Source organism: Kribbella sp. NPDC020701 (assembly GCF_055562215.1).
In genome coordinates, this window is sequence record NZ_JBVHFT010000002.1 from 405,858 (window position 1) to 423,337 (window position 17,480).

At 68.0% G+C, this 17,480-nt stretch carries 17 protein-coding genes; 9 read left to right on the top strand and 8 right to left on the bottom strand.

Features of this window, described 5'->3' with window-relative positions; translation table 11 throughout:
- Positions 1–10: 10 nt before the first annotated feature.
- Both ACZ3HV_RS05475 and ACZ3HV_RS05480 read right to left on the bottom strand, forming a co-directional pair.
- A complete protein-coding gene (locus ACZ3HV_RS05475) occupies positions 11–3,430 on the bottom strand; it encodes a phosphodiester glycosidase family protein (protein WP_465681196.1) in 3,420 nt (1,139 codons plus the stop codon).
- 230 nt (positions 3,431–3,660) lie between these two features.
- Positions 3,661–3,984, bottom strand: a complete 324-nt coding sequence (locus ACZ3HV_RS05480) for a rhodanese-like domain-containing protein (RefSeq protein WP_465681198.1) — start codon at positions 3,982–3,984, stop codon at positions 3,661–3,663.
- Between the two features lie 141 nt (positions 3,985–4,125).
- Between ACZ3HV_RS05480 and ACZ3HV_RS05485 the strand changes: the two genes are divergently transcribed.
- Positions 4,126–4,965: a hypothetical protein gene (locus ACZ3HV_RS05485; RefSeq protein ID WP_465681200.1), complete on the top strand. Its 840-nt coding sequence runs from the start codon at positions 4,126–4,128 to the stop codon at positions 4,963–4,965.
- A 7-nt stretch (positions 4,966–4,972) separates the two neighbouring features.
- Here the strand turns inward: ACZ3HV_RS05485 and ACZ3HV_RS05490 are convergent, their stop codons facing one another.
- Positions 4,973–5,830: a DNA-formamidopyrimidine glycosylase family protein gene (locus tag ACZ3HV_RS05490; RefSeq protein WP_465681202.1), complete on the bottom strand. Its 858-nt coding sequence runs from the start codon at positions 5,828–5,830 to the stop codon at positions 4,973–4,975.
- A gap of 114 nt (positions 5,831–5,944) precedes the next feature.
- Here ACZ3HV_RS05490 and ACZ3HV_RS05495 point away from each other — a divergent pair, with 114 nt between their 5' ends.
- Entirely contained in the window at positions 5,945–6,085 is a 141-nt protein-coding gene (locus tag ACZ3HV_RS05495) for a hypothetical protein (protein WP_360368690.1), read from the top strand.
- Between the two features lie 19 nt (positions 6,086–6,104).
- On the opposite strand, the gene ACZ3HV_RS05500 is transcribed toward ACZ3HV_RS05495, so the two are convergent.
- Both ACZ3HV_RS05500 and ACZ3HV_RS05505 read right to left on the bottom strand, forming a co-directional pair.
- Positions 6,105–6,929 (bottom strand): class I SAM-dependent methyltransferase, encoded by an 825-nt coding sequence (locus ACZ3HV_RS05500; protein WP_465681203.1) that lies wholly within the window; start codon positions 6,927–6,929, stop codon positions 6,105–6,107.
- Between the two features lie 75 nt (positions 6,930–7,004).
- Positions 7,005–7,961 (bottom strand): DUF6528 family protein, encoded by a 957-nt coding sequence (locus ACZ3HV_RS05505; RefSeq protein WP_465681204.1) that lies wholly within the window; start codon positions 7,959–7,961, stop codon positions 7,005–7,007.
- Positions 7,962–8,109: 148 nt separating this feature from the next.
- On the opposite strand from ACZ3HV_RS05505, the gene ACZ3HV_RS05510 reads away from it, so the two are divergent.
- Positions 8,110–9,285: a DUF418 domain-containing protein gene (locus tag ACZ3HV_RS05510; protein WP_465681206.1), complete on the top strand. Its 1,176-nt coding sequence runs from the start codon at positions 8,110–8,112 to the stop codon at positions 9,283–9,285.
- Here the strand turns inward: ACZ3HV_RS05510 and ACZ3HV_RS05515 are convergent.
- Complete coding sequence (locus tag ACZ3HV_RS05515; protein WP_465681207.1) at positions 9,273–9,539, bottom strand: hypothetical protein; 267 nt, start codon at positions 9,537–9,539, stop codon at positions 9,273–9,275. The two genes, ACZ3HV_RS05510 and ACZ3HV_RS05515, sit on opposite strands and share 13 nt — an antisense overlap.
- 82 nt (positions 9,540–9,621) lie before the next feature.
- On the opposite strand from ACZ3HV_RS05515, the gene ACZ3HV_RS05520 reads away from it, so the two are divergent.
- From ACZ3HV_RS05520 to ACZ3HV_RS05540, 5 genes are all read left to right on the top strand, one after another.
- Entirely contained in the window at positions 9,622–10,575 is a 954-nt protein-coding gene (locus ACZ3HV_RS05520) for a GlxA family transcriptional regulator (protein WP_465681209.1), read from the top strand.
- A 145-nt stretch (positions 10,576–10,720) separates the two neighbouring features.
- Positions 10,721–11,800, top strand: coding sequence for an acyltransferase family protein (locus ACZ3HV_RS05525; protein ID WP_465681211.1), 1,080 nt, complete (start codon positions 10,721–10,723; stop codon positions 11,798–11,800).
- A 58-nt stretch (positions 11,801–11,858) separates the two neighbouring features.
- Positions 11,859–12,542 (top strand): PadR family transcriptional regulator, encoded by a 684-nt coding sequence (locus ACZ3HV_RS05530; RefSeq protein ID WP_465681212.1) that lies wholly within the window; start codon positions 11,859–11,861, stop codon positions 12,540–12,542.
- Positions 12,543–12,687: 145 nt separating this feature from the next.
- The gene (locus tag ACZ3HV_RS05535) at positions 12,688–13,668 is read left to right on the top strand and encodes an ATP-binding cassette domain-containing protein (RefSeq protein ID WP_465681213.1); all 981 of its coding nucleotides are present in this window, start codon (positions 12,688–12,690) and stop codon (positions 13,666–13,668) included.
- Positions 13,668–14,486 (top strand): ABC transporter permease, encoded by an 819-nt coding sequence (locus ACZ3HV_RS05540; protein WP_465681215.1) that lies wholly within the window; start codon positions 13,668–13,670, stop codon positions 14,484–14,486. The genes ACZ3HV_RS05535 and ACZ3HV_RS05540 overlap by 1 nt, the downstream gene beginning before the upstream one ends.
- 21 nt (positions 14,487–14,507) lie before the next feature.
- Here ACZ3HV_RS05540 and ACZ3HV_RS05545 read toward each other — a convergent pair whose 3' ends face one another.
- Positions 14,508–15,581: an adenosine deaminase gene (locus tag ACZ3HV_RS05545; protein WP_465681217.1), complete on the bottom strand. Its 1,074-nt coding sequence runs from the start codon at positions 15,579–15,581 to the stop codon at positions 14,508–14,510.
- Between the two features lie 253 nt (positions 15,582–15,834).
- Between ACZ3HV_RS05545 and ACZ3HV_RS05550 the strand changes: the two genes are divergently transcribed.
- Complete coding sequence (locus ACZ3HV_RS05550) at positions 15,835–16,839, top strand: zinc-dependent alcohol dehydrogenase family protein (RefSeq protein WP_465681219.1); 1,005 nt, start codon at positions 15,835–15,837, stop codon at positions 16,837–16,839.
- 62 nt (positions 16,840–16,901) lie between these two features.
- On the opposite strand, the gene ACZ3HV_RS05555 is transcribed toward ACZ3HV_RS05550, so the two are convergent.
- Positions 16,902–17,375, bottom strand: a complete 474-nt coding sequence (locus ACZ3HV_RS05555) for a nitroreductase family deazaflavin-dependent oxidoreductase (RefSeq protein ID WP_465681221.1) — start codon at positions 17,373–17,375, stop codon at positions 16,902–16,904.
- Between the last annotated feature and the right edge of the window lie 105 nt (positions 17,376–17,480).

The window sequence follows — 17,480 nt, forward strand, 5'->3', positions numbered from 1 at the left end:
GCCGCAGACGCTACCAATCGACCTTGATGGTAGTGCTCTTGGAGACTCCGTTGACGGTGACGCCGAGCTGAGCGGTGCCGGGGCGCAGGGCGGTCACCTGGCCGGTGGACGGGTCGTACGACGCGACCGCCCAGAACGGCGCGGTCCGGGCCGGGCCGATGTGGAGTTGCTGCGAGCCCCACCAGTCCGACGAGACCGGGAACGCCACCGGCACCCGGCGGCTGTCCTGGACGACGGTGGCTGCCGCTGTACCCATCTCACCACGCTGCAGTGATGCCGGTGCGGTGAGCTCGAGCGAGTCCACGTGCGGACGCAGCTCGACCTGGAACCAGGACCGCTCAGGCGCGGACCACTTTCGCTCGCCGGCCGGAGCCGCCGAGGCCTTGGGGTCGATCCTGACCAGCGCCCAGCCGGTGAAGCCACCGGCATCCGGCGCCGCGGCCGGGCTCTTGCCCGAGTTGCCGGTCAGCGGCAGCAGCACGCCGTCTGTCCGGGTCGCCGCGAACGTCCCGGCGTGCGCGGCCATGTACGCCGCACCCTTCCCGGTCGAGGCCCGGAAGTCGGCCAGCCACCGCACGATCATCGCGGCTTCCTTGCGGTCACCGAGCTGCGAGTTCTGCGTCGGTGACGGGTCGTCGATCGGGTGGTGCGCCATCACCACGACGTTGCGGATCGCCTTGTTCTGGGCCGCGTCGTCGAGTTGCGCGCGCAGGTCGAGGATCTGGTCGAACCCACCGGCCCGCAGCGATCCGAGCGACGAGTCGCGCAGGATGAACCGCGTGCCCTTGTGGTCGAAGGTGCTGGTCGGCGAGCCGAACACCTTGCTCCACTCGGACAGGTCCCCCGGTCCGTAGCTCTCGTGGTTGCCCGGCACATAGTGCACCGGCACCTTGCCCGCGACCTCCTCGTCGATGATCTGCTTGGCCAGCGCGATGTCCGGCCCGAACGCGCGGTCGACGAAGTCGCCGTTGATCACCAGGAAGTCCGGGTTCTGCGCGAGCGCCTCGCGGATCGTCCGCCGGGCCTGCTTGACGTAGTCCGAGTTCGGGTCGTCGGAGGTGAACTGCGCATCCGACATGACCGCGAACCGCCAGCGGCCACCGCCGGTCACCGTCCCGTCGGTCACCACCATCGGGTCGATCACCTTCGCCGGCGGCGCCACCGTCACCGGCGGCGCGCTGCGCACGGTCAGGTCGTCGACGATGATCCGGCCGGAGTACTGCCGGGTCGGAACGGTCTCCACCACGTAGATCCGCCAGAACCGCAGCGGCATCGTCAGACCGGGCGGGATGTCCGCCTCGACGTACTTCCAGCCGGTCCAGTCCACCGAAGCGGCGAGGTTCAGGGTCTGTGCCGTACCGCCGGCCGCGTCGTACGCGTTCGCCCGCAGCCACGCACCCTTGCCGTCGCCGTACACCCACGCGCCGAGCTTCTGCGGCTGGCCGGGCAGCGTCTGCTGCGGAGTCTGGGACAGGTACGCCGCTCGCGTCGCCGTACTGCCCGTGAGCGAGTAGTCGAGCGCGATCGCCTGACCGCCGTCATGCCCTTCGGCAGCCGACCGCGACGCCGTCGCCGCTCCGACCGGTACGGCGTTCGCCGCCCACTTGGTGACGTCGTCGAGCTCGTCGACGACCGTGGCGGCCAACCCGGCGGTGACACTGAGCTGAGTGCTCAAGGAACCGACCTTGGCGGTGATCACTGTCGAGACCGCCTGGTCGCTCAGCACGTTCACCTGGAATCCATTGCCCTTAGCAACCACATTCACGACTGCCGGGTCGTAGTCCAGCGTGACGTCGCGGGGCTCGATCCAGGTGGAGAAGCCGTCGGCGTCGTACCCGTCGACCTCGAAGAAGCCCTTGGCCATTGCGTCCGGCAACGACACCTGCCGGGTCGACGGTGCCAGGCGGGTCGGCGTACCGAGGACTGTCATCGGGAACCTTCCGTTCGCCGTACCGCGGGCCGCCGTGATCACCGCCTCGCCGGCCTTCCGACCGGTCACCACACCCTGCTGGTCGACGCGGACATTGCTTCCGCCGAACCAGGACGGCGTACCCGTCGCCGGAGCGTAGGTCTCGTCGTGACCGGTGGCCGTGAGAACGCGGCTGAGACCGGTGAGGACACGGGAGCTGCGGGAGATGTCGGTGTCCGGCTCCTCGGCCGCGGTGCCCAGCGCCTCGACGCGGAAGCCCTTGAGCTTGCCGGAGCCCTTGACCGGCAGCAGTCCGAGGCCGTTCGGGATCAGGCGCTCGCCGCCGTCGGACGGGTCGTTCACCACCGACGGCGCCGCCTTGCCGGGTGTGCGGGCCAGCATCGTCGACGACCCGCCGCCGTCCAGGTTGAGCGCGTCGTCGGCCCCGAGGCCGATCATCAGCTGGCCCATCTCCTTCAGCGACAAGCCGCGGGAGCCGGTCGCCCGGCCATCGACCGTGAGCAGGATCATCCGGCTGCCGTCGGCGTCGAACCCGACCGCGGTCCGCGGCGCAAGGTCGGCGTCCGGCACGTCGTCGGGAACCTTGCCGTCCTTCGCGAGCTGGTAGTTGCCGCTGATGCCGACCGCGACGTCCGCAGCGTCGGGCCGCAGGCCGTACTGCACGTCGACCTTGTCGCCGACCTCGAAAGCGATGAGCGCGTCGGCGCCGGCCTCACGGCCGATCAGCGCCTGCTCGTTCGCGGCCAGCGGCGTGGTGGCCGGTGTGGCGGCCGACGAGACGACCACACCGTCGCGAAGGATCACCTCGCGGACGGTCGGCAGGCCGTCGACGGTCCTGGTCCGGGCCGCGTCGCCCCACTCCGGGGTGTAGAGGCCGATCCCGCCGGAGTTGACGGCCGGCGAGTTCAGGTTGGTCAGCTCGAGCTTCGTCGCGTCGTCGTCGGTCGCCGTACCTTGCAGGAAGAGCTGGGCGATCGACCCGAGGCCGTCCTTGCCGATCACCGCGGTGTCGTTGTGGCCGGCTGCCGGGGCGTTGATCAGCCGGCCGGACCGCTCGACCCCGACGCCGAGCGGCGCAGTGGTGTCGTTGATGTCGAAGAAGTCGCCGTTGACCCCGGCGATCGCGCCTTTCCGCGCCAGCTGCCGGCTGAGCGGCGTACCGCCGGAGACCTTGCCGGTGTTGACGTAGTCGACGGTCACGCCGTGCTTGTCCAGGTCAGTGGCGAGGATGTCGCCGCGCAACCAGCCGCGGGCGTCGAGCCGCTCGAAGGCGGTGTAGTCGACGCCGGGTGCGACCGGGCTGTCCTGCCGGCTCGTCACCAGCCCTTCGCCGGCCGGAGCGATCGCGACGTCGGCGATGTCCGAGCTCGACGACGAGGCCCGCTGGGCCTCGACCGGCTGCGGAGCGGGGACCGGCTGCGCGAAGGCCGGGGTCAGCGCGGCGCCGGCGAGCAGGCCGCCCACCCCGAGCGCGGTACTGAGAGATCGGTAGAGCGACACAACAGCCTCCCCAGCGTGGACGGACGCGGCCATCCGACGCCGTGTGCCCTACCGCCGTGTGAGGCACAGGTGTACGCCGGTCAACCGACCGGTGACAAAGTAACGTCTCCAGAGCCCGACCGGAAGGTTTTCTTCTCAGGTTGGTGGTCAGCTGGCGGGTCGAGGCGACCGTGCCGGGCGGTGGCCGGGTTCTGGATCGTCGAAGCTGACCCGGCTCACCACGCTCGTGGTCAGTTGGTGCTTACCGGACGCCCGGAGGTCTGCCAGGCGTGCATGCCGCCGTCGAGGTTGATCGCCTCCCGGCCGAGCTGATTGAGGAACTGGGTCGCCATCCCGGAGCGGCCGCCGACGGCGCAGACGCAGAGCACCTTCTGATCCAGCGGCACCTCGCCGACCCGCTCCTGCAGCTCGCCGAGCGGGATGTGCTTGGCACCCTCGATGTGCCCGCGGTCCCACTCGTCCGGCTCACGGACGTCGAGCACGAACGCCTCGGTCAGCAACGTGTCGTCGAGATCGGCCACGACGACCGAGGGAATCTGCTGGTTCTGGAACATGCCGCCAAGCATGGCAGACCGGCCCACACACCGTCGGCCCCGGCAGTCGCGCGGGAGGCTGGGAATGCGATTGCCCGAGGTGTGGGATAACGGATTGACAACGCTCCCCGGATTGCGGACGGTGGCTCGAAGGAGGCTGCGGTGGCACTGATTCAGGGGATCCCGGGGGAGTTCGAGCCGCAACCCTGGGGTGAGGCGATCCTGCGAAGCCGTGAGCTCCTCCTGCTCCGGATCGCCCGCCGGCCACCCGACCACGAGGTCCGGCTGCCGGGCCTGGCCACCACCCCACTGCACGTCGTCGAGGACCTGACCGGCAAGGCCCTGACCTGGCGGCAGGACGGCGACGACCTGGTGGTCCGCCTGCCCGAGTCAGCCGACCCACCGCTCGTCCGGGTCGCACTGCAGGGCAAACTCCGGATCGTCCCGCCGGATACCGTCACCGCCAACGCCGACGGCGTCTGGGACCTCACCCCGGCCGGTCCGACGGCGCACCTGGTCGCACGTCGCTCCGCGGAGGTCGCCGTACGGTTCCTCGGGCCGATCGATCCGGACAGTCAGCACCACATCCGGCTGGCGGGCCGGATGTACGCCGTCTCCGGCTGCCAACTGCAGCGGGCGACGATCGGCCCGTTCGCGCTGCCGGACAGTCGAGTGCTGCGGCTGCTCGTCCCCACCGGCGTACGGCGGATGCTCATCGCACCGGTCGGCACCGTGCTGGCCTCCATCCACCCGAGCGCACCGGGCGAACTCACGGTCCTGGTCACCAACTTCGGCCGGACGCGGGCCCGTGGCGAGGTCGTGCTGCCACTGCCGCCGGGCTGGTCGGCCAGCGATCACCGGTGGACGTTCGACCGGCTCGCGCCGGGCCGATCGATCGGATGGGTGACACGGCTGACCGGGCCGCCGGGAGCGGAGGAGGTTCAGGCCCGGCTCGACGCGGGCCGCCGGTCGGCATCATCGCCGTACGTCATTCACCTTTGACCGGTGACTACTTGAGGAGCTTGGAGAGGCGGCGGTCGGCGAGCGGCTTCCCGCCTGTCTGGCAGGTGGCGCAGTACTGCAGTGAGGAGTCGTGGAAGCTGACCTCGCGGACAATGTCACCGCAGACCGGGCACTTCTCGCCCTTGCGTCCGTGCACCCGCAGGCCGGACTTCTTCTCCGACTTCAGGTCCTGGACGGCGAGGCCGGCCGAGCGGTCGACCGCGTCCTGGAGGGTTTCGCGCATCGCGTCGTACAGGATCTTGAGCTCGTCGTCGGTGAGGTTCGAAGCCGGTTTGAACGGGCTCATCTTCGCGACGTGCAGGATCTCGTCGGAGTAGGCGTTGCCGATGCCCGCGATGACGGACTGGTTCCGGAGGACGCCCTTGAGCTGCACGCGGCCCTCGCGCTTGAGGATGGCGGCGAAGTCGTCGAGTGAGAGCGTGAACGGATCCGGCCCCAGCCGCGCGATCCCCGGCACCTCGGATGGATCGCGGACCACGTACACCGCGAGCTTCTTCTGCGTGCCCGCCTCGGTCAGGTCGAACCCGGAGCCGTCGTCCAGCACGGTTCGCAACGCGATCGGGCCCTTCCCGGGCCGGACCAGCGTCGTCGACTGCTCCTCTTTCCACCGCAGCCAGCCGGCGCGGGCCAGGTGGATCACCAGGTGCACGCCCTGCGCCTCGATGTCCAGGAACTTCCCGTGCCGCTGCACGTCGTCGATCAGCAACCCGACCAACGCGGAGATCGGCGGATCGTACGTCTTCAACGCACTGATGGCCGTGATGTCCGCACGCACGAACGCCCGCCCGACGGCTCGCTCCCGCAGGAACCCCGCCAGCGACTCCACCTCCGGCAACTCAGGCACCGTCCCAGTGTGCCCGAACCCAGGGACACTTTCCCGGGTTTCTCCGGCGGATCACCTATGGAGGGTGGTTGCGCGGCCGGATACCGTCGGTGGCAACAGAGTAGGGAGGCCCTCATGGGGTTTGTGAAGACGTTGGTGAAGGGTGCCGTCGTCGCCAAGGTGGCTCAGGTCTTGCAGCGCGAGCTGAGCAAGCCGGAGAACCAGCAGAAGCTCAAGGAAGCGTTCCAGAAGGTCCAGCAGCGCCGGGCGCACTGAGCGTCACGGGCGCACTGAGCTACTGAGTGCGGTGGGCCTGGAGGGTGTAGGTGGCGGGGAGCCGGTTCGGGTTCTCCGTCAGCCGCCACTCGCCCGCGGCATCCTCGGTCATCAGGCCGGGCATGGCATTCCACGGCGCGCTGTCGTGTTCGGCGAGCGAGTCGAACGTCAGTCCGGCCTTCTGGACCGCGGTGATGATCTCGGCCAGGCCGTGGTTCCACTCGTGGGTCAGGTTCACAGTGAACTCGACGTCGGTCTCGACGTACGTCCCGCCCTCGTCCCACACGATCGGCTCCACGGCTTCGAAGTACGGGTGCCTCAGCACGGGCTCCTCGAGGCCCTCGCCGGCCAGCGCCCACAGCATCGGGTGGCCCTCGCGGAGGAAGAGCCGCCCACCGGGCTTGAGCAGTCCGGCGACCGTGTCCGCCCAGCGCTGGATGTCGGGCAGCCAGCACAGCGCGCCGATCCCGGTGTAGACCAGGTCGTACGACGACGCGCCGAGCACCTCGACCGCGTCGTACACATCGGCCACGTGGAAGTCCGCGGTCAGCCCGAGCCGATCGGCCAGCGACTGCGCCTGCTCCACGGCGGGCGCCGAGAAGTCGAGCCCGCTCATCCGCGCCCCGAGCCGCGCGAGTGACACCGTGTCAGTGCCGATGTGGCACTGCAGGTGCACCCCGCGCAGCCCGGAGATGTCGCCCAGCCGAGGTACGTCGAACCGGACGACCCCGCTGAGGTACGACGGATCCTGCTCGAACGACGCCACCCGGTAGTCCGGCGACGCCACATGCGCCGGCACCCGCTCGTCCCAGCTGGCCCGATTCACATCCCGGTAGTCACTCACGGCTCGAACTCTGGCACACCGCGACGCGGCTCAGAACCGAATTACCGGCAGCGCCGACTTATTGGCAGCGCAGATCTACTGGAAGGCCGGCGTCCAGATCCGCGCCTTGTAGAACTGCGCACCCGACCGGGTCCGGTCCGGCGACGCGGAGAAGCGGACCGTCTTGTTCGCCCAGTCCCGCGGCTGCGTCCCGTCGCCACGGATCGACACGACCTCACCGGAGGAGTGTTTCACGTGGGACTTCACCCGCGTCTCCGACGAGATCTTCCGGGTCCGGAACGTCCCGCCGTCGGTCAGCAGCTCGTACACCCCCTTCGTCGCCGTGATCAGCATCTTCTGGTGGTTGGTGTAGTCGGGCTGCAGGTCGTGCCCGAGATTCCCACTCCCCAAGCTGAAGTGGGCGGCGTACTTGAGCCGCGTGTTCCGCTTGCTGCCCATCACCGCGTAGTGGCTGAACCGGTTCTTCCCCACCACCCACAGCAGTTCGTACGTCGGGTCCCACAGCACCCCGTGCGCACCCGCGTAGTCCACGGTCTGCACCTTCGCCAGGCTGCCGAGGTTGCCGACACTGCTCGGTGCGTACAGCGTGAGCTTGCCGTCGGAGCTCGCCACGATCACGGACCCGTTCCCCGGCACCCGCTCGATCGCGTGCGGGTTCCCGCCCGGCATCGCGCTCCAGGCCAGGTCGTTCAGCTCGGTGTTCTTCTCGCTGTCGATGTTCACGATCCCGGCCTTGCCGCCGGACGCGGCCATCAGCGCGATCCAGCCCTGCGCCGCGGTCTCGCGGATCTTCACGTCGGACAGGTTCGACCAGGCTCCGCCGCCAGGGCTGAAGCTCCAGTGCACATTGGCGTCCGAGAACGCTTTGTTCTTGGGGAAGACGAGGACCTTGTTCTTGGTCTGTTCGGTGGTCGCCACGTAGTAGTTCGCAGCCACCACCGCCGCCTGTGCGTCCTGCTGCCCCAGTAGCGTGACTGCCGGCGCGCCAACGGCCGCCGCGGCCAGCCCTTGCAGGAACGTCCTCCGGTGCATGCACCCTCCTCAGATCGGAAAACCCTTTCAGTCGCTACAGACGACGCCCGCGGCCGTTGGGTTCCCGTCGGAGGTAGAGCAAAGTCCACCCCTAGGGGGAGAGTCAGGGTTACTGTGCCCGGCGCCGTGCATTGGTGTGCTGGACCACATGAGCCAGGTACGCAATCGGCCGCGGATCCAGGACATCGACGCGCTGCGTGGTTTCGCCCTGCTGGGCATCGTGATCGTGAACATCACCTTCGCCGCCTCGGGCTTCCCGATCCACGTCGCGGAGGATCCGGCGTACCGGTCGTGGCTCGACGAGTCGGTGCACTGGGTGTCGGCGACGTTCGTGGACATGAAGTTCTACCTGCTGTTCTCGTTCCTCTTCGGGTACAGCTTCCAGTTGCAACTGGTGGCGGCACAGCGAGCCGGTGCAGCGTTCCGGCCGCGGATGCTGCGCCGACTGGGCGGCCTGTTCGTGATCGGCTGCCTGCACGGGGTCTTCCTGATCACCGGCGACATCCTCAGCGTCTATGCGCTGATCGGGCTGGTCCTGCTCGGCATGCGGCGTGTGAAGGACCGGACGGCCCTGATCGTCGCCGGCGCCATCTATGCCTACCTCTTCGTCACCCTGGCTGCCGCGACGATGTTCATCGACAGCTCGGCGATCATCGACCCGACTACGGCGGTCGCACCCGCGCAGGAGACCACTGCCAACCTGGCCGGCTCGTTCAGCGATGTCGTCGGCGAGCACGTCCGCGCCCTGCCGACGTACGGCCTCTCACTGCTCACTGTCCAAGGCCCGACCACCCTGGCCGCGTTCCTGATCGGCATGGTCGCCGGACGCCGCCGACTTCTCGACAACCTCAACGGCACCGAGGCAGTGCTACGACTGATCCAACTCGTTGGCTTCACCATCGGCATCACGGGCGGTGTGGCCTATGCGTCCGGCGGCAACGGCGACACCGGCTCCGTACTGGCCAGTGTGCTGACCGCGCCCTTCCTGACTGCCGCGTACGTCGCCACGCTGCTGCGGATCATGCACTCCGACCGGGGACAGGACGTCCGCCGCCTGCTGGCTCCGGCGGGCCGGATGGCCCTGTCGAACTACCTGGGCCAGTCCGTCGCGACCCTGCTGATCTTCACCGGCGTCGGCCTCGGCTTGGTCGGTCAGCTGTCCCCATTAGCGACGACGGGCGTCGCGATCGACATCTTCGCCGTACAGGTGCTGCTGAGCCACATCTGGCTGAGCACCTTCAGCTACGGGCCGGTGGAAGGCGCACTGAGGGCGGCCACCAACGTGACCGCCCTCAACTGGCGCAAATCGGTTCAGGCCGCGTGACGGCCGTGGTGGGTGAGGAGGCGAGCGCCGCGGATCGTGTGCACGGTCCCAGCGGTCGCAGCGGGCTTGTGGTTGAAGGGCTCGGCCGCGCCACCTAGGGCGAGCAGGTCGAGCTTGGTCCGGGCCACGTCGCGGTCGTCAGCGACCCAGGTGCCATCCGAACCGGTCAGACCGGTGGAGTGGCGCCTGTTGCTGATCTCCAGAGCCGCGATGACGGCCAGCACGAGTACTACGAAAACGATGTATCCGGTCATGGCAGTAATCATGCTACCAACTAGATCCAGCCACCATTGGCACTATTGACATACTCCCACAAATTACTGCCATACTGGCTGCATGCTCCGAAAGATCGCGGTCGTCCTGATGGAGGACGTCGCCATGTTCGAGTTCGGCGTGGTGTCCGAGGTGTTCGGGATCGACCGGACCGATGACGGCGTGCCCGCGTTCGACTTCAAAGTGTGTTCGACCAAGCCCGGGCAGCCCCTGCGGAGTAGTAGTCACTCCGCGGTGATCGCGCCGTACGGGCTGGAGGAGCTCGAGGACGCCGACCTGGTCGCACTGCCGGCGACGACCTGGCGGGAGGAGTACGACGAGCGCATCCTCGACGCACTCCGCCGGGCCGAGGCCCGTGGGGCGATCCTGCTGACGGTGTGCTCGGGCGCGTTCGTGCTCGGCAAGGCCGGCCTGCTGGACGGACGGCCGTGTACGACGCACTGGCGCTACGAGAAGCTGTTCCAGGAGCAGTACCCGCTGGCCAAGCTGGACGCGGACGTGCTGTTCGTCGACGACGGCAACATCATCACCAGCGCCGGTACGGCGGCTGGGATCGACGCCTGTCTGCACCTGGTCCGGCGCGAGCTCGGCAGCGCGGTAGCCACCCGGATCGCCCGCCGGATGGTGGTTCCGCCACAGCGCGACGGCGGCCAACGGCAGTATGTCGACGTCCCGGTGCCGGAGTCGTCCGGCGAGAGCCTGCAGCCGGTGCTCGACTGGATGGTCGACAACCTGACCATCGAGCACACCGTGCCCGCACTGGCCCGGCGGGCTCAGATGTCGGAGCGGACCTTCGCTCGCCGGTTCGTCGCCGAGACCGGGACGACGCCGTTGAAGTGGGTCACCACGCAACGCGTCCTGCGCGCCCGGACCCTGCTCGAGCAGACCCGGATGGGCATCGAACAAATCGCGGCCGAGTCAGGATTCGGCACTGCGGCCCTGCTGCGCCACCACTTCCGCCGGGTGGTCGGTGTGCCGCCGCAGGACTACCGCCGTACGTTCCAGACCGCCAGCTGATTCACGGCGTGTAGCCGGTCGACCACAGCGTGACATCGCCCACAGGATTTGCGATGACCCCGTGGGCTCCTAGTAGTGTCCTTCGAAGTGTCACAGGGGGGTAACGGCCGAAGAGATCGGCGAGCCGAGAGAAGTTGGAGCGACTGTGGCAACGCCGACCCCGCCCGGGGCCAGTACTTCACGCCGTCTGAGCTGGGACGTCGTCCGCGTGCTCGCCGTCCTGGCAGGGATGTTCTGCCACACGACGTACCAGGGCCCGGTGCTGCATCCCGAGCTCGGCGCACCCCTGGGCAGCTATCCGTTCCAGGTCGGCGCCAGCATCCTGCTCGTGATCAGTGCGTACTTCATCTGCGTCACGATCCGGAAGGGATCGACCTCGCGGTGGCTGTGGCGCCGGATCTGCCGGGCGCTCCCGCCGTACCTGGCCGCTGTGCTGTTCACCTACTCGGTCCTGGTGCTGTTCGGGCCTGACAACTGGGTTCTCCCCACCCCACACGACCTGTGGGGCAATCTCACGCTGAGCAGCTCGTTCGACCCGACCGTGCATCTGATCGACGGTTCGTACTGGACGCTGCCGCTGCAGCTGATGGCGTTCATCGCCGCCGGTCTGCTCTGGCCGCGCGGCATGGGCTCGGGTCAGCGGATCACAGTGCTGCTGTGGGTCATGACGCTGGCGCCGGTGGTGGTGCAGTGGCACGACCGGATCCTGCACAGCCCGTTCTGGGTCCAACAGGCCTGGAACGGACTCGGACTGCACCGACTGCAGCTGTTCGCCATCGGCATCGCGATCTGGCTGTGGTCGGAGCGCCGGATCGGCGTACTGCACCTCGGCTCTCTCCTCGTCGCGACCGTCTTCGCGCAACACGCGCACACTGCTGACGTGCCGTCGTCGTTGGGCATCGGAGTGCTGCTGGTCGTCGTCGCACTGGCCGCCCGAGGGCCGGACTGGGCGCTGCTGGCTCCGATTCGCCGGCCGATCCAGTTCCTGGCGAAGATCTCCTTCGGCATCTACCTCCTCAACCAGGAGGTCGGCTATCTGATCGCCTACCACCTGATGGCGCTCGGAGCGGGCCGGGTCCTGCAGATCGCCGGCGCCGTGGCCGGCGTGATCACGCTGGCCTGGCTGCTGACGAAGTACGTCGAACAGCCGCTCTATCGGGTCCTCACCGCCGTCCAGCCGCTACGGCGGCTCGGGTTCCGCGCGGTCGCCTGGCTGACTACTTGACATCGGATACCCAGGGTCTAATACTCGATTTCGAGTATTAGAGATCGAGGAGGGTGCCATGGCCAGGCGAAAGGTCGGGAATCCCCTGGCGTTCGCGGTGCTCGGGAGCCTCGTCGAGCGGCCGATGCACCCGTACGAGATCTCCACGCTGCTCCGGTCCCGCGGCAAGGACCAGAGCATCAAGCTGAACTACGGCTCGCTCTACTCCGTCGTCGCGGCGCTGGAGAAGCACGGGTTCGTCGAGGCGCTGGAGACGATCCGGGAGGGCAACCGCCCGGAGCGGACGGTCTACCAGCTCACGAGGACCGGTCAGGAGGAGTTCTCCGACTGGCTGACCGAGCTGCTCGGTACGCCGTCGCGCGAGTTCCACCCGCTCGAGGCCGGCCTCGCCTACCTCCCCGGTCTGCCGCCCGATCGCGTGGTCGAACTGCTGGACCAGCGGCTCACGGCAGTCGACGCGGAGATCGCGGAGATCACCGCGATGCACGACCAGATGGCGTCGATCGAGTTCCCCCGGATCTTCTGGGTCGAGTCGGAGTTCCGGCTGGCCCTGCTCCAGGCGGAGTCGGCGTACGTCCACCAACTGGCCGAGGAGATCCGCTCCGGCACGCTCGGCGGATCCACGTTCTGGCGCCAGGCCTGGAAGGTCTTCGTCGAGGAGGGCATCACCCCGGCGGAGCAACTGAAGGACCCGGTCAAGTATTTCGGGACGGACTTCGCCTGGATGAAGGCCATCCCATAGAAAGACGGCCCTCGACCCACGGTGCGGCAACACCAGGGTCAAGGGCCGCGGTTCCTCGAGTCGGTCCGAAGACCTGGCACCCAAGGCGCATTCATCAGGATAGCCAGCTCGGTCCGGCTCCCAGCACACACAAGGGAGTCACGTGATGGCTACGCATGCCCTCGAAGCGGTCGACCTGGTCAAGACGTACCCGGCCGGCCGCAAGAACCCACCCCTCCGCGCGCTCGACGGTCTCACCTTCAGCGTCCCCGACGGCGTCGTTCTCGGCCTCCTCGGTCCGAACGGCGCCGGCAAGTCGACCACCGTCAAGATCCTCACCACGCTGTCCCGGGCCGACTCCGGTACAGCGCGCGTCGCCGGGTACGACGTCGACCGCTCGCCGGACCAAGTACGGCGTTCGATCGGCTACGTACCGCAGAAGTCCAGCTCCGACCCGATGGCGACCGGCGTGGAGAACCTCGTGCTCAGCGGCCGGATCTACGGCCTGTCCCGGCCTTCCGCGGTACGCCGGGCCGCCGAACTGCTGGCGCGGTTCGACCTGACCGAGGCCGGCGACCGTCCGGTGAAGACCTACTCCGGTGGGATGCAGCGCAAACTCGACGTCGCCCTCGGCCTGGTCCACCGGCCGCGGGTGCTGTTCCTCGACGAACCGACCACCGGCCTCGACCCGGAGGCGCGCGCCGACCTGTGGAACGAGGTCGGCCGGTTGTCCGGCGACGAAGGCCTGACCGTGTTGCTCACCACGCACTACCTGGAGGAGGCGGACCGGCTGGCCGATCAGCTCGCCATCGTCGACCACGGCAGGATCGTTGCCGAGGGCACGCCGGAGGCGCTGAAGGCCGAGCTGCGCGGCGACTCCGTGCAGGTCGAACTGGTCTCGCCGGACCTCGACGGCACCGTCCGTACGTTGCTCGGCCAGCTGCCCGGTGTCGGTGCGATCGTTGTCGAGGGCAACGTACTGCGGGCTCGGGTCGACCACGGTGCGACCGCGGTTCCCGCCGTACTGGGAGCCCTTGAGGACAAGGCGGTTCCGGTCACCGCGGTGACCGTGTCACGGCCGTCGCTGGATGACGTCTATCTGCGGTATACGGGCCGTTCGTTCCGGGTTGAGGAAGAGGCGGCGTGATGACCACTCTCACTGCAACCCTTCCGGCCACGGCTCCGCGCCGTACCGGGTTCCTTGCCCACACTCGCCTGATCACGGGCCGGTGGCTGCGGGCGTCGTACCGGCAGCCGGCGTTGATCGCGTTCACGCTCATCCAGCCGGCGATCTGGTTGCTGCTGTTCGGTCAGCTGTTCAAGGGCGTCGTGAACATCCCGGGCTTCAGCGACTCGTCGTACATCGCGTTCCTCACCCCCGGCATCGTGATGATGACCGCGCTGATGACCAGCGGCTGGAACGGTACGACGTTCATCGCCGACATGGAACGCGGAGTGATGGATCGGATGCTCGCGTCGCCGGTCAGCCGCGGCGGGCTGATGGCCGGGCAGCTGATCAGCAACGCGACCACGACACTGATCCAGACCATCCTGGTGTTCGTGATCGGCATCGCCGCCGGCGCGCGGTACCACGGCGGTGCGGCCGGTTACCTGGTGACGATCGGGGTGTCGATGCTGGTCGGGATCGCGTTCGGCTCGCTGTCGAACGCGGTCGCGCTGCTGACCCGGCAGCAGGAGGCTCTGATCGGGATCTCGCAGTTCGTCTCGCTGCCGCTCACCTTCATGTCGTCGATCATGATCGACCCGGCGGTGGCGCCGCACTGGGTGAACGTGGCCGCTCGCTTCAACCCGGTCGACTGGGCGGCGATCGCCGCCCGCCAAGCCCTGGCCGCCGACCCGGACTGGTCGTCGGTGCTACGCCACAGCGCCTACCTACTCGCCTTCACCCTCCTCGTCGGCTGGCTCTCAACCCGAGCCTTCCGCACCTACCAACGCTCCGTCTGACCCCGATAGCCCTCGCCGACGTCACCCGGCGAGGGCTTCGGCGTACCAGGGCTTGATTACTCCATCAATCAGCGCAAGGCGCTCGTCGAAGGGGATGAAGGCGGACTTCATCGCGTTGATGGCGAACCACCGGAAGTCGGCCAGACCGTAGTCGAACGCGTCCGCGAGAAGGGTCAGCTCGCGACTCATCGAGGTACCGCTCATCAAGCGATTGTCGGTATTGACTGTCACCCGGAAGCGCAGCTTGGTGAGCATCCCGATCGGGTGATCCGCAATCGACTCGGCCGCACCGGTCTGCAGATTGGAACTCGGGCACATCTCCAGCGGAATCCGCCGGTCCCGCACGTACGCCGCCAGCAGCCCGAGCTCGGCCTTCTCACCAGCCGCGTCATAGGTGATGTCGTCGATGATCCGTACGCCGTGGCCGAGCCGGTCGGCGCCACACCACTGGATCGCCTGCCAGATCGACGGCAGGCCGAACGCCTCGCCCGCGTGGATGGTGAAGTGCGCGTTCTCGCGCTGCAGGTACTCGAACGCGTCCAGGTGCCTGGTGGGCGGGTACCCCGCCTCCGCGCCGGCGATGTCGAACCCGACCACCCCCGCATCCCGGTACGCGACCGCCAACTCCGCGATCTCCCGGGACCGAGCCTTGTGCCGCATCGCCGTCAGCAACTGCCGAGCCACGATCGGCCGCTCCGCGACCGCCATCCCGTGCTCGAACCCTTCCCCGACCGCATCCACGACCTGCTCAAGCGTCAGCCCAGCAGTCAGGTGCTGCTCCGGGGCATACCGCACCTCGGCGTACACCACCCCATCCGCAGCCAGATCCTGCACACACTCGCTGGCCACCCGCTTGATCGCCTCAGCGTTCTGCATCACCGCAACCGTGTGTTCAAACGTCTCCAGGTACCGCTCGAGCGACCCCGAATCCGCCGACTCGACAAACCACTCCCCGAGCTCCCCCGCATCAGTCCGCGGCAACCGATGCCCAATCTCCCGCGCCAACTCCACCACCGTCCCCGGCCGCAACCCACCATCCAAATGGTCATGCAGCAGAACCTTCGGCGCCGCCGTCAACAACTCCCCACTAATCATCCAGCCATCTTCGCAGCATCCCCCCAAACGTCGTCGACCGACGGCGCACCGCCTCAAGTACCTCCCGGCGCGACCTGCACTCCCCTCGCAAAACCCTCATGCACATGTGCGGACTGGCCGGCCCGATCCGCATTTGTGCAACGCGGCATTGCACGATTGCCGGTTCCTTGAACGCGCCATGAGCTACGACGCGATTCCCGGGCGGGAATTGAGGGTGGGTGGGTCGCGGAAGCACCGTTGGGGTGTGGAGACGATGAAGAGTTATCACCTGCGGTACGGCGGCGGGCTTGAGAGTCTGCGGTTGCGTGAACATGCTGTGCCGGAGCCTGGTTCGACTGAGGTGCTGGTGCGGATGCGAGCTAACTCGCTTAGCTCGCGTGAGCTGAATATTCTGCGGGGCCGCTATCCGCTGCCGGTGGGCGACGACATCATCGCGGCGTCCGATGGAGCTGGCGAGGTGGTCGCGGCGGGGTCTGCGGTCGACCGGTTCCAGGTCGGGGATCGGGTGATGGGGGTTGTGTTTCAGCGGTGGTTCGACGGGCAATTCGACCTTGCGCGCGCGGATCAGTTGGGTGGTTCGCTCGATGGGCTGCTGACCGAGTACGCCGTACTCGATCAGGAAGGCGTCGTACCGATTCCCGAGCATCTGACGTACGAGGAGGCGGCGACGCTGCCATGTGTGGCGGTGACCGCGTGGAACGCGTTGGTCGGCGGGCAGGGGCTGGTACCTGGCGAGCAGGTTCTGACTCTGGGCTCGGGTGGGGTGTCGTTGTTCGCGTTGCAGTTGGCCAAGGTGCTCGGGGCTCGGGTGATCGCGACCGCCGGGAGCGACGAGAAGGCGGCGCGGCTGACCGAGCTCGGTGCCGATGCCGTCATCAACCACACCATCACCCAGGACTGGGCGAAGCAGGTACGTGAACTGACCGACGGCCGCGGCGTCGATCATGTCGTGGACGTCGCCGGCTCTCTGAACGAATCGCTGCGTGCCGTCGCTACCGGGGGCGAGATCGCTTTCGTCGGTTCACTGGGCGGCGCCGACCCGATCGACGCCCGGCTCCTCTTCACGTCCGCCGCGACCCTTCGCCCGATCGCCCTCGGCCACCGAGCACACTTCGAGGCAATGAACGAGGCGATCGCCCAAGCTGAGCTGCACCCGGTCATCGACCGGGTCTTCCCCTTCGACGAAACCGCCGCCGCCTTCCGCTACTACTTCGACGGCGGCGGCTTCGGCAAGATCGTGATCTCCCACTCGACCTGATCAGGCGGGGCTGTGGGCGGGTTGCCGGGGCGGTGGCCGGGTTGGGCCCGGCGGTGAGCGGATTAGGCGGGGTGGATTCGGAAGACGGGGACTCCGGGGGCGATGTGGTGGAGGACCTCGTCGGGCGAGTCTTTGGTGACGTCGCCGCTGAAGAAGGTGCCGACTTCCCAGGCCCACTTCTTGAGGTAGAGGCGGAGCATCGGGGTCTTGTCGGCGTCGGCGATCTCTTCGGCGCGGAAGGTCTCGACCTTGCGGCCGAGTTGTAGGCGGGCCTCGTTGGTGGCGCGGAGGTTCTTCACCCACTGGGTGTGGCCTCGGGGCGCGACCAGGTAGCGCTGGCCGTCGAGGACCAGGAGGTTGACCGGGGTGCTGCGCCACTCGCCGGTCTTGCGGCCGCGGACCGAGAGGACCCGGCTACCCATCAGGCTCAGGCCGAGCTTGGTGAGACGGGCGACGATCCGGTTGAAGACCCGCATGCTGCCCTCGGCCGCGGTGATCACGCGCTTGCTGTCGTAGGTCTGCTTGTACTCCGGCATCGTCGTACCTCTCCTGATCCGCGAGAGCGGTGCTCTCTGTTGTGATCAGTGAACACCGGAGCAGTGCTCACTGTCAAGAGCACTGCTCTCGATTTTGTGGCACAC